This window comes from uncultured Bacteroides sp. (genome assembly GCF_937912035.1).
GTDB lineage: Bacteria > Bacteroidota > Bacteroidia > Bacteroidales > Bacteroidaceae > Phocaeicola.
In genome coordinates, this window is sequence record NZ_CALDPF010000025.1 from 20061 (window position 1) to 34347 (window position 14287).

The following is a 14287-nucleotide window of genomic DNA, read 5'->3' on the forward strand; positions in this document are numbered from 1 at the left end:
TAGTCGATTATAGTTAACCACTCCTATAAATGTATATCTTCTTATTTTCCTACTAGAACATCAAAATAAGTTGATAAAACAAAATCCCAGAATTGTAAAGTACATTCTAAAAATTAATTGTCTTTACATATATTTCAGCCGAATATGACAAATTAAACACATATCAAAGAGTTCCTATTCTTCCCATAATTATAATATTATTAGAAGGGAATATTTCCAACATCACAACCATATTTATTTAATCATATAAATGTAATGCCACATCATTTGAGATAATTATTTATTTAGTACAATAACCAATTTCCATAATTTTGGAAAACTACAAGAAATCTATAATTTTGTATTCCTATTATCATAAATAACTTTAGCAAAACGTTCACCTAGAGTCAATATACCATATGTCCCTAGATGAACATCATCATTAGGAAGCGGAGTACGATAATCATCACGACGCATTTGTAAATCATCACTTTCTACAAGAAAAGCATTTTTTACTGATAACTTACTACATGAAGCTTCAGAAACTTCAATCTGGGCAGTTCTAACCAAGTTACGTCCAGGAAAACGTTCTGCTTCCATAGGCATTACCTCACCATATACAAACAACATATCTGGAGCCTCTAACTCCTTTCTTACTTCCAATATAAAATTACGAAGATTTATTCCATATCGTCTCGAATTTTCCATTCCTGCAATCTCTCTAGCATCTGCTTCACCCTGCTGCCATACCATAGCACGAATTACAGGCTTATAACCTTTCTTTTCAAGCTCTGCAAGAGCATCTTTTACTGTATTAAGCCATTTAACATACTCTTCACCTGATTTTTCACAGTTCCTATTTCCAGGATTCCATTGTTCATAAAGATTTGAGCCGGAAAGAGCATGCTTAATCAAGGCAATCTTTCTATCAGGAAAATACTTCTGCAATGATGTTCCAAGACTCAATTCCACTCCAAATTTATCCATAGTTTCCGAAGCTTGACAAAGTTCTCTCCATACTCCACCTCCATTACCTTGGTTCAGAAATTTGGAATAGTAAAACATTACATCGGTATCAATCTTAAAAGAAGAAGGTATATTTCGCATATATCCCTGTCCTGTAGCATTAGACTGACCACCTATCAACACTACATCTACCTCTTGCGCTATTATATTTAATGAGTGGAATAATAAAAATGCTATACAATAAACAAAATTGATAATTTTCATTTTACATAAATCTTATAAAAACAACAATCCTATTACATACCATGATAAAAACTATTTTTTACAGGCATTTTAGCATCTACTTCTAAGTACCATTGATTGAGCATATTTTTCAACTTTTCTGTAAGTTCAGGCTTTATGGAAGATAAATCATTTTTCTCAGAGACATCATCTACAACATTATATAACTCCACATGATTATCTTCGAAAAATTCTATCAATTTATAGTTACCATATCTTACAGCTGCAGAAGGACGACCTCCCAAACCACCACTATAATGTGGATAGTGCCAAAATATGGGCTCCCTAGCAAACTTCTTACCTTCCAATAAAGTCTTTATAGAAAAGCCATCAATATGTTGATTTGGCAAAAGATTTAGTCCACACAAATCAAGAAGAGTGGGATAAAAATCCGTACCCACTACAGGGGTCTTATCCACTACTGAAGGTTTTATCTTACCACTCCATCTCACAAAAAGGGGAACCTTTATTCCACCTTCATAAAGATATCCCTTTCCTGCACGTAATGGATAATTACTGGTAGGTATATTACCTGTTGTATTGCTGGTTGCCATACCACCATTGTCTGAAGTAAATACAACTATCGTATTCTCATCAAGTCCCTCCTCAAGTAAACATTCCATCAAACGCCCTATATTATCATCAAGATGTTCCACCATTGCGGCATAAACAGGCATATTCTGATACATCTTATAAAAAGTATTCTCTTTTTTAATAAACTCATTACCACTAAATGTAATGCTTTTCAGTTTTTCAATATACTTGTCAATCTTATCCACCTTTGCCTGCATTGGTAAATGAACAGTATAATATGACAGAAATGCAAAAAAAGGTTTATCCTTTTCTGTTCTTATAAACTTTATCATTTCATCTGTAAGACGGTCTGTAAGGTATTCTCCTTTGGGACCATCTGGAAGTTGCGGATTCTTATAAGGTGAAAAATAACCACCAGCTGGATGCCCAGTATTATTTCCTCCTAAATTTACATCAAAACCAAACGAAGTTGGATAATATTTTTCTGATTCAGACAAATGCCATTTACCTGTAAAAAAAGTACAATATCCATTCCTACGAAATGCTTCAGCCAGACCTATCTCATCAATATCAAGGTGTTGGTTGAAAGGAAGAGAAGATAACATCTGATCTTTATGAGGACCATACGCCTGGTTTCCTGGAATATAATCTGTAAGATTTATTCTTGCCGGATATTTACCGGTCATAATAGCAGCACGTGAAGGTGATGATACCGGACAAGCAGCATAAGCATAATTAAAAGCAACACTCTCGCTGGCAAGTCTATCAATATTCGGAGTTTCATAAAAAGTACTACCGGTACAGCTCAAATCCGTATATCCCATGTCATCCACAAGAATAAACAATACATTAGGTTTATTCATTTTATTGTTTCCAGCATACAAAGAAGTTACACCTGAAGCTACCAAGGATAATAAAAACAATTTTTTCATCACTTATAAAATATTATGATTAAAACATTGAGAAATTCTTCACTAAAGGTTTATCTAAAGAATCTTTAATTTTTAAACGAACAACACTCAAACGAACAGGACTTGCAAGTTTTTCAATACGCTTGTGCCCAATACAACTACCCTCACAAAGAACCGTCCATTGTCCATTCACTTTACCCTCTATTACATAACTTCGAATACGTTCACCATATCTTATATCCTCCTGAATAACAAAACATGAAACCTCTACAGGTGATTTAAACTTCATTTCATATTTATCACCCTCGCCAGAAATACTTTTTAAAGGATTTCCATACTTTGCTTTTATTGTATTACCAAATTCAGAAAGCCTTAATGAGTCCACAGAAGGTATAAGACCACGGTCATCTGGAGTAAGTCCTAAAATTAATGTCGAATTTCTTCCGACAGACTTCTCATACATATTCATAAGATCACCCAATGGGAAAACATGTGCCTCATCATCTGGTTCCCAGAACCACTCATGACGACCATTATAGCCACGAAGAGGGGCATCAGACATTGCCGGCATATAATAATCACCTTCAGGGTCACCTGTTTTTAATAGCTGAAAATCATTTTTAAGCACAACCTCCTGATTCTTTGAATGTGAATATGGGAAGGGGTAAGTTCCCCAACAAGGATATGGAACAGTTCCGCTCTCAGAACCACCCCAACGAATATCAGCTCTCTGGCTGTTGTGATAGAAAATTATATTCTTCTGATACTTTTCCACTATCGGAAGAATATCAGCGCCACCCAATTCAGGTCCATGTCCTCCACCGTCGTACCATACTATTGCAAGATCACCATAACGAGACATAAGTTCCTCAGTCATACCTTCGCACATTTTATTATAGAAAGCTTGACGGTTCTGCTGAAATTTAGTGCCATCCTTAGGCATCATAAAATCATAAACCCCAAGAAAGGAATTCCATCTTATACCTATATAGATACCAGGTTTTACACCATATTTACGACAGGAATTTACAAAATCACGTACTATATCCCCTTTTCCTTCCTTCCATTTCAGTGCCTTCATGCAATAAGGATTCACATCAGACTGGTAAAGAGCAAAACCGGTCTCATGAGTGGCAGTTATAATAGCTATCTTGGCACCCATACCCTTGGCACTACGTATCCATTGGTCGGTATCATACTGTTCCGGATTGAATATGTTGATATCAGGTATAGGGGTGGTTCTGTTGTATGCCTGATTATATTTCTTGCCGTCAAACACATGGAGGTCATAATGGAAAACAGCCGTAAGTTCAGCATCCTGCCATACAAGTTGTGCCGGTGTGGGAATTGGTATTTTCTTTTTCTGCGCAAACCCAGGTGTAATACTGCCGCAAAGCAGTACTGATGAAAGAAACATACTTGAAATACATAAATTTCCTAATCTCTTTATATTCTTTGTTTTATCTTTATACATAATTCCTCATTTAAATTATTACAATATCATCTTATTCTTCAAATTTACAGGTCTCCTCAGTCCAGTTGTCCGTTCTGAACGATGAGGCACAACACCCCTCAACATTATACAGACATCCTTTGGCATAATCTGTAAAAGCATATCTCACTGCAACTGGACTAGACACTTTATCACTGAAGACAACAATCTCACTTTTATGTATACGTACTTGTGCAGGATAGAAAACCCTGTCTTCCCCAGCTATTGTAAAAGAGGTTATCGGTTTGCCGTATGTAGAAAGACCATTAGAAGCATTTTCAAAACTTATTATCATTTTACCATCCTCTATCCTACAAGACTTATATATAGGTTCATCTGAATATATACCTTCAATATCATAAACCTTATCAAGTGCAGACATAGCCATACGTACTCCCACAGTCTCTTTTTCCGACGGATGGATGTTATGCTCCTCGCCTACATCCATTAAAGAAACCATATATGCTCTGGCATTTTCATTCTGACACATCAACTGGGCTTCCCTGATGTAGGCCGAATTTCCATCATTATAATCAAATGGAGCAATCTGGGCATATATAAAAGGAAAGTTTCCTATATTCCACTTCTCCCTCCAGTCTGCCAACATTGACTTAAAAAGCTTTCTATATAAATCCGGTTCCTTTCTGTTTGTTTCACCCTGATACCATATACAACCTTTAATACCATATCCCAGTATAGAATTTATCATACCATTATAAAGTGCGGAAGGAGTCATATTTCCCAAATTTTTATCACCTTTTTTGGGTAATTTAAATTGAGAAAAAGAACCTAATGACCTACCACTCATAAATGCGACAATAGAGGCACCTCCCCATGGGGCAACTACAAGTCCAACAGGAACCCCCAATGTTTTATACAGCTGCCTTCCAAAAAAATATGCATTCGCGTTTGTCTCTGCTACAGTTGCCGGACATGATGATTTCCATTCTCCATTACAGTCAAACTCCTGTTCCACGGATGCAACTCTCGGGACCTCAAATACATGCACATTATAATTGTGACTATCAGCTATTGCTTGACGCCCACCATTAATTGGAGTTCCATAATAACCTTTCATTTTCATTTGCATATTAGATTGTCCCGAACACAGCCATATTTCGCCAAACAAGACATCGTTCAAATATAAAGACTGATTTCCTTGAGAAAAATGAATATTTTTAGAAACGAAATCAGCCTTATTCGTTCCAACCATAACACTCCAACCCCCTTTTGTATCAGGTAAAACTTTATAAATACGATTAGTCCATGAAGGAGATATAAAAATAGTATCTTTCGAATCGGATTTTCCCCACAATCTTACTTCGGAATCCTGCTGGAGAATCATTCCATCGCTTATTATTGACGGAAGAAATATTCTTGAATAACTTGTAGCGTTTATCAACAATAATAATATGGAAATTAATATTCTCATTATAACTTAATATTAGAGTTTATACAGAATAAGGTATAGGGCTATTTGTTATCAGTACCCTAAAACCTTATTATTTATATATAATGTCTATTTAATTAAAAATTTGTTCTAAAAGATGAAACAGGCAATCCATTAACACCATACAAATCTCCTTTTACGTAATTCCGAAAAGCATATCTAACAGATATAGGAGATTTTACAGAATCAGACCATACCTCAACCTTATTTCCGATAATTCTCGCTTCAGCCTTATAAAAACGATTATCATCACCAGCAATTTCAAAACAATTCAAAGGCTTTCCAAAAGAAGTTAGCCCTAAACCTACATTATCAAAATTCAGAATAATTCTATTGCCTTTGGTTTCACAAGACGAATATGTAGGAGATTGAGCTTCAACTGCAGGTTTATTATAATCATTTTTTAAAGCCCAGTAAGCTAAACGTTTTCCAACTATTTCTTTATTAGAAGGATGTATTATGTCATTCTCACCAACATCCATTAATACTGCCATTCCTGAATGATTAATTTTATTCTCGCATTTTAGTTGTGCCTCTCTCAACAAAGCTCCTGAAAGAGAACATGATTTATCATTATATCCAAAAGGAGCGATTTGCGCATAATAAAATGGCATATCAGGGCTAGAGAACAAATTTCTTAAACAAGAGACAAAAGAGACAAAGAGTTTTTCGTATTCAGCGGATCTCATTCTATTAGCCTCACCTTGATACCAAATTGTACCCTTTATTCTGTAATCACGTAATGGATAAAGCATACCATTATATAGCAAAGAAGCGGTCTGTTGAGGTACTTTTATATCAATATCTTTATAAAAATGTTCCAATGATACATCAGGAAATTCTTTTTTTAGAATGGTTGAAGGCATCCAAGATTCAATATTAGAAGCGCCCCAACTAGTACTTATTAAACCTATAGGTACTTTCAACACAGAGTGTAACTGCAAACCAAAAAAATATGCAGCAGCACTAAAATCAGCGACAGATTGACCATCATTAACACTCCATTTACCTATCACATTTGACTCAAGTACTTTTGAAGCATTTCGTTGAACAGTAAACATATGTATAGGAATTGTTGGATCTGCATCAGCTATAATCTGATTAGAAGACAATACAGGCTGCGAAGGAAAACCTTTTATTGGCATTTCCATATTCGACTGACCTGAACATAACCATACTTCACCTATATAAACATTATTAATTATAACATCCTCTCCATCATTAATTCTTATATTATAAGGACCACCTGCAGAAGGTGTTCTAATGAATAATTCCCATTTACCGGCATCATCAGATCGTACCTTATACTTTTCATTACTCCAACTAACTTCTAAACATATATTCTTCATAGGAGAAGACTCCCCCCATATCTTAATTTCAGATAACTGTTGTAAAACCATATTATCTCCTACTAAAGAAGGAAGTTTCACTTTTGCTCCAATAGTTTGAAAAAGAAAAGATAATAATAAAACAATAATTCCTTTTGTAAATGTTTTCATAATTATTTATTTAAATACATATTTTCCACCCTTAGAAATTTCTACTTTCTTGACTATATTACGATATCTGATATTAACCTTTTGTAAACCATTAACCCTATCAGCTCTTATTATAGCCTTATCCAAAAGTCCATTACTCCAATAAATATCAACTTCATAACCTCCTCTTGCACGTAAACCTTTTACAAAACCTGTTGGATATTTTGAAGGAAGAGCTGGAAGAAGATCTATCTCGCCTGAATGACTTTGTAATAACATCTCAGAAATAGATGAAGTTATTCCCAAATTACCATCAATTTCCCAAAATCCCATAAAGTAACATGTAAAATTAGGATTTAATGCTTTCTCAAAATGACGGTCAATAACAACCTGTGCACTGTCTCCTTCAGCCATCCTAGCCCAAAAACTAGCAGGAAAAGCCCCTGTCCAACTACCACTATTATATGAAAGACCTGGTTTTCTGTGTTCTAATGTTTTTCTAAATGCATGAGCCAGTTCTGGCGTACCTCTCAAGGTTATAAGATCACTTGCTACAAATCCCCAGCCTTGAGCAACCTGACCTGAGCGAGGGTTTGAAGCCTTCCAGTCATCATTCCATTCCTGAAGACGACCTGTAGTTGGACTAATTTTCATTGGAGCCAAGCTATCATACTTCAATTTAATTTCTGATCTGAATTCTTTATCGGAACATAATATATCAATAGCAGACATAGTATTGCGAAATAATGAACGTATTATTTGCATATCTTGAGCAGCTCCCATACAAGCCCAACCGATTTCACCATTCGGTTTTATATATGTATTCTCAAAAGATTCAGAAGGATTTGTCACCCAATATCCATCCTTATCTTTTTGAAGATTATCCAGGTAAAACCGAACAGCACCCTTCAATAAAGGATAATTTTCACGAAGAAAATCAACATCCTGAGTAAACAAATAATGTTCCCATATATGTTGACAAAGCCAAGCTCCACCTACTTGATACATAGCCCAAAGTCCTGATCCACCAACTGGCCATGTAGTTCTCCAAATATCAACATTATGATGTAGTATCCATCCACGACTGTTATAAAGATTCTTTGCCGTTCTAGCTCCATCTACAGAAGATTCACGAATAAGATCAAAAAGAGGCAAGTGACATTCAGAAAGATTAGTAACTTCAGCAGGCCAATAATTTATCTGAGCATTACAGTTCAACGTCCAGTTAGAACTCCATGCCGGTTGCATATCTTTATTCCAAATACCTTGAAGATTTGCAGGTTGAGTCCCAGGACGAGAAGATGATATAAGGAGATATCTTCCAAATTGAAAATATAAAGCAGTAAGAGAAGGATCTGTTCCAGGCTTATAACTTTTTATTCTACGATCAAGAGACAATGTATCACACGAAGAACTCCCCAAATCAATACTTACACGACTAAATAGAGACTCAAAATCTTTGACATGGCGTTTCTTAAGTTCAATGTAATCATAATCATTTATATTGGATATATAATTATCACATGCTTTTACTTCATCAATTCCGTTTGTATTAGGATTATTTTCAAAACCATTAAAACTGGTAGCAGCGACATACACAAGTTCCGCATAAGTTGCATCACGTAACTCTATTTTATCATTCTTCTGTATAATCTTACCATCTGTTTTTTTTACCATAATACGCCCCTCAAAACGCATACCATGACCTTCTTTATATATTGGTTCATGTTTTCCTTGATAATGAGGTTCCGTATGAATTGGAGCTGTACCTCTTATAGACAGTCCATTATTCCCCAAAGACAATATATTATGTTTAATCTGACTATCAAGCATAATATCAGTATCAAGAGCCCCTTTTTTATCTGAAGAAATTTTCATCACTATAGCCTGATCCGGATAAGATGAAAAGATATCACGATGATATGAAACCCCATTCTGTTTATAACTTATACTGACAATACCTTTATTCATATCAAGAACACGCTTATAGTCGGAATAATCACCTTGAGGCATTTTCAATATTATATCAGCCAAAGGCATATAACATTCATTATTTGGACCTAGTATTTTACTGTCAATAAGTTTCTGAGCTTCAATATTTTTCCCTTCAAATATGAGTTTCCGAATCTCTGGTATATACGCAGAAGCAGATGGATTCTGAACATTACGAGGTTCGCCAGACCAGAAAGTATCATCATTAGTCTGAATAAGTTCTTCATGTACCCCCCCATAAACCATTCCTCCAAGGCGACCATTTCCAATAGGTATAGCTTCTTCCCATACTTTTGCTGGTGTATTAAAATATAGTTTTGTATTATAATTATCTACGCAATATTCTGAAGAACAGGAACTAGTTAAAAAGATAGCAAGACATGTAATAAAAAAATTAACCTTCATAATACAACAAATCAAATACTTTTTAATAGATCTAATCATTTTGAGAAAACTGAAAATTCCTTTATAAATGGAACATCACGAGAATCACTTATTTTAAGGCGTACACCACTTACAGAAACTGAACTCATCAACTTCTCAATGCGTTTGTGACCAATACAACTACCTTCGCAAAGAACTTTCCATTTCCCATTGACTTTACCTTCTATCACATAACTACGAACGCGTTCACCATATTTTATATCTTCCTGAATTATCAGATGAGAGATTTCCGTTGGAGATTTAAACTTTATCTCATATTTATTGCCCTCACCTGAAGTCTTTCTTAAAGGATTACCATATTCTGATTTTATTGCATTACCAAATTCAGCAAGTCTTATTGAGTCGCAAGCAGGTATAAGCCCTCTATCATCAGGAGTCAGACCAAGAATTAATGTAGTGTTTCTACCAACAGATTTTTCATACATATTCATCAAATTTTCTAATGGAAAAATGTGCTCCTCATCACCCGGTTCCCAAAACCATTCATGACGACCTTTATAACCACGTAAAGGAGCGTCAGACATTGCCGGCATATAATAATTACCATTAGGATCACCTTTTTTCAATAACTCAAAATCATTCTTTATAATAACCTCTAAATTCTTAGAGTGAGAATAAGGGAAAGGGTAAGTACCCCAACAAGGATAAGGAACAGTTCCACTTTCGGAGCCTCCCCAACGCATATCTGCCCTCTGACTATTATGATAGAATATTATATTCTTCTGATACTTCTCAACAATAGGTAAAATATCAGGTCCACCAAGTTCAGGTCCATGACCTCCGCCATCATACCATACTAAAGCCAGATCGCCATAACGTGACATAAGTTCCTCAGTCATACCTTCACACATCTTATTATAGAAAGCCTGACGATTCTGCTGAAATTTTGTTCCATCTTTTGGCATCATAAAATCATACACACCTAGAAAAGAGTTCCATCTTATACCTATAAACAAACCTGGTTTGACATCATATTTACGGCATGATTCAATAAAATCACGTACAATATCACCTTTACCGTCTTTCCATTTCAAAGCCTTCATACAATAAGGGTTGACATCAGACTGATAAAGAGCAAAACCAGTTTCATGAGTAGCCGTAAAAATAGCCACTTTTGCTCCCATCGCCTTAATACAACGAACCCACTGATCTGTATCATATTGCTTTGGATTAAACATGTTTATATCATAAATAGGGGTTATACGATTTTCTGCTTGATTATATTTCTTCCCATCAAACACATGAAGATCATAACAAACCAAGGCAGCAAGTTCTGAATCTTGCCAAAATATCTGTGCATTAGTTGGGACTGGTATATTCTTCTTTTCAAAATCAGCTGCAGATAAAGTATTCATGCCTATTAAAAAACAGCATGATAATAAAAACATTTTATTTAAATTCATCATATATTATTTTTTAAGATTATATAATTCCTCTTCATAATACAAATAAGCTCCAAATTCTGAGATATTTACATCACCTCTATATTGTTTTATAATTATTCTTATTATATCAGATTTCACAACAGGAAAACGAGGTATTCTATCTTTACATGGAGTTTATTTAACAAAAAAAATCTGTACATTTCAAAAGCTAGAGACAAAAACCATCATGATGATTGCAAGTTAGTAGAATCATCCTCATTCCTGAATCTTTTGCAGTTTTTACTCATTGATAAATATCAAGTTCTGTAGGATTAAACAGAGAGAAATCTTCTTTTCCAGTTCCGCATTCCCTATCAGTAAAAGTATTTATAGCATAACAAGTAAAACATGCAAACTCCATTTTACCCTCCAAGCTGACTTTCTGTCTGAACTACTTTTCCTGCAATAAGAGCTTTTTATTCCAAAGTGGCATTACACTGGAAAGAAACAAAAACAAAATATCTCTTTCTTCATGAAAGTTACATTTTGATTATCCTAAATATATATATCCATTATCTAATTAATAGGACAATATTATTAACTATAATTACGATAGAACATTTAAGCTATATTTATACTTAAATATAAACTACTTATTTCCAATATTGTCAAATACAACCTTAGCAAAACGTTCACCTAGTGTTAATAATCCATAAGTTCCCAAATGAACGTCATCGTTTGGTAACGATGTTTTATAATCACTACGAATCATTTGCAAATCATCACCTTCAACTAAAATTGCATTCTCAACAGATAATGGTGAACATGCTCCTTCTGATACGTTATATTGAGCCGCACGAACAAGATTTCTACCTGGAAAACGTTCTGCCTCCATTGGCATAACCTCTCCATAAATAAAAAGCATATTAGGAGAATTAAGTTCTTTACGAATTTGATAAATAAAATTACGTAAATTCTCACCATATTTTCTAGAATTTTCCATTCCTGCAATTTCTCTTGCATCAGCTTCACCTTGCTGCCAAACCATAGCTTTAATCATTGGCGAATAACCTTTGTCTTCTAATTGTTTTAAAGAAGCTTTTATTGTATTAATAAACTTAATATATTCCTCACCTTGTTTTTCACCTTTTCTATTGCCTGGATTCCATTGTTCATACAAATTAGTACCTGATGACGCATGTTTTATTAAAGCAATATTAGAGTCCGGAAAGTATCTTTTTAGTGAAGTTCCAAAACTTAATTCAACTCCAAACCATTCTTCTTTAACTGACGCAGGTGATAGTTCATGCCAAAACTCAGATCCTTTACCATTGTTATGATATTTAGAATAATAAAACATTACTGATTTATCTATATTAAATGTTCTAGGTATATTATCAACAATACCAATACCTACGGCATTAGATTGACCACCAATAATATACACATCAACTATTTTTTTAGAAAAAATATAATCAGATGATACAAGACACAAAAACAATACAAATAAAAATTTATAAAAAACTTTCATATCAAAACATTTAGTAATTAGAATAATGTGTCAAGATTTCCCAATATCACTTCAATAGATATATCTACTATATTTTATCAGGGAATCCTGACACATTTATAAATATACAATAAAATATAAAATTAATAACCAGGATTTTCTGGAGCAAGGTTAGGATTATTAGAAATTCTAGTAACAGTAATAGGCAAATAATACATTTTCTCTGTAAAGCCTCTATCAACTGGATCAGCTTTCTTCAATGAAACCTTATATTTTTTAGAATCCCAATCAAAGAAAAGTTCTACTCCATTTCTTTGAGTAGACAGTTCATCTACTGCTACTCTCCATCTCCTTACATCCCAATATCTGTGTCCTTCAAAAGCAAGTTCCACATTTCTTTCATTGTGAATCATTTCTCTTGTAATCTTATCACGCATTTTCACTCCTGCTCTATCACGAATCATATTGATATAATTTAATGCTTCATCCTCCTTACCTAATTCAAAAGCAGCTTCTGCCATATTAAGGAGAATTTCAGCATAACGATATATCATAAAATCCGTATCCGATTCACCAGTAATATATTGAGAATCAGCCAATTCATCAACATATTTTCTTATAGTAAAACCTGTATACATTGACTTTAAAGATGGTGTTACAGCATACCACATTTCTCCATTGTAATAACCTATCTCCTTATTTGTCAGTATCGTTTCGCCATCTACTATAGTACCTTTATGAGAATAAAATGTTTTTTCCTTGAATTTTGCCCCAGGATATATTATTGAAGCATAAAATCTAGGGTCTTTCCCTGAAAATAATTCATCAAAATCAATCAAATTATTTAATAAATAATCTTTATCTATTCTACCATCTCTACCATCTACATAACCAAAATCCTCAATAGTTTCCCAATAAGGACAACATTCTCCACCATATTCTTTAGCCAAAAATTCTGGATAAAAACGGTGGTCATAACTATGTCCTACTTTACCTCTACCATTATAGACCTTAGAAAAAATCGTCTCAGAATTTCTTTCTTCTAAAAATATATACTGAAAATTCTGCGCCTTGTCTTCGTATTTATTAAACAATGAAAATAAGCCAGAGTCTATAATCTGTTTTGAAGCATCATAGGACTTCTGCCAATATTTAGCAGCTTCGTCTTTTGAAAATCCCAAAAGGCCATCTAACTGCAAAGTTCCAAATTGAGCAACACTTGCTGCATACAGCATAGCCCTAGACTTTAAAGCTAATGCCGTATATTTTGTAACTCTACCATATTCATCAGATACATCAGGAAGAATTTTAGCAATCTCTTCACATTCGCTATCAATAAAATCATAAACCTCTTTCTCTGAATTACGTTTAACATATAATTCTTCGTAATCATCATCTATAGACTGAGTCTTTAAGATTAATGGAATACCTCCATACCTTTTGACCATTTCAAAATATCTATATGCCCTTAAAAAACGAGCCTCAGCTTTTCTTATTTCTATCAGTTTTGGTTCTAACGGACTCTCTCCAACTCTTTCAATAAAGGTATTTATCAAATAAATGGCACTATAAGCCCAATGTTCAGCGACACCTCCCTTTTCATTTAAAGTACCACTAATCCATGTTCCTGAAGCATTTATTTTAAGAGCCTCCCCTCCCATAAATGTAACTGCATGAGCATTATTTCCATCTTCACCATCAAAAAATGGTGTCATTGCATATAAATCAGCTAAATTAGCTTCTACCAAATCCTTATTAGACCAAACAGCATTTTCAGAAAATCTGTCCAAAGGATCTTTATCCAAGAAATTCTCACAAGAGGATAATAGCATTAATGAAATAACACTATTAACAAATAAATATTTAAATCTCATATAATATCCTA

The 14287-nt window shown here is 34.1% G+C and carries 9 protein-coding genes; all 9 read right to left on the reverse strand.

Annotated features, from left to right (window positions below; genetic code table 11):
* Positions 1-330: 330 nt before the first annotated feature.
* The gene (locus tag Q0486_RS04550; RefSeq protein ID WP_299230658.1) at positions 331-1209 is read right to left on the reverse strand and encodes a sialate O-acetylesterase; all 879 of its coding nucleotides are present in this window, start codon (positions 1207-1209) and stop codon (positions 331-333) included.
* Positions 1210-1241: 32 nt separating this feature from the next.
* Positions 1242-2693 carry a sulfatase gene (locus tag Q0486_RS04555; protein WP_299230659.1) on the reverse strand — a complete coding sequence of 484 codons (1452 nt, stop codon included), beginning with the start codon at positions 2691-2693 and terminating at the stop codon, positions 1242-1244.
* A gap of 19 nt (positions 2694-2712) precedes the next feature.
* Positions 2713-4089, reverse strand: coding sequence for an alpha-L-fucosidase (locus tag Q0486_RS04560; protein ID WP_299230682.1), 1377 nt, complete (start codon positions 4087-4089; stop codon positions 2713-2715).
* 88 nt (positions 4090-4177) lie between these two features.
* Complete coding sequence (locus Q0486_RS04565; protein ID WP_299230660.1) at positions 4178-5596, reverse strand: sialate O-acetylesterase; 1419 nt, start codon at positions 5594-5596, stop codon at positions 4178-4180.
* A gap of 95 nt (positions 5597-5691) precedes the next feature.
* Positions 5692-7113, reverse strand: coding sequence for a sialate O-acetylesterase (locus tag Q0486_RS04570; protein ID WP_299230661.1), 1422 nt, complete (start codon positions 7111-7113; stop codon positions 5692-5694).
* A 6-nt stretch (positions 7114-7119) separates the two neighbouring features.
* The gene (locus Q0486_RS04575) at positions 7120-9489 is read right to left on the reverse strand and encodes a glycoside hydrolase family 95 protein (protein WP_299230662.1); all 2370 of its coding nucleotides are present in this window, start codon (positions 9487-9489) and stop codon (positions 7120-7122) included.
* A 35-nt stretch (positions 9490-9524) separates the two neighbouring features.
* A complete protein-coding gene (locus Q0486_RS04580) occupies positions 9525-10883 on the reverse strand; it encodes an alpha-L-fucosidase (RefSeq protein WP_299230663.1) in 1359 nt (452 codons plus the stop codon).
* 658 nt (positions 10884-11541) lie between these two features.
* On the reverse strand, positions 11542-12423 hold the full coding sequence (locus Q0486_RS04585) for a sialate O-acetylesterase (protein WP_299230664.1): 882 nt from the start codon (positions 12421-12423) through the stop codon (positions 11542-11544).
* Positions 12424-12545: 122 nt separating this feature from the next.
* Positions 12546-14276: a RagB/SusD family nutrient uptake outer membrane protein gene (locus Q0486_RS04590; RefSeq protein ID WP_299230665.1), complete on the reverse strand. Its 1731-nt coding sequence runs from the start codon at positions 14274-14276 to the stop codon at positions 12546-12548.
* Between the last annotated feature and the right edge of the window lie 11 nt (positions 14277-14287).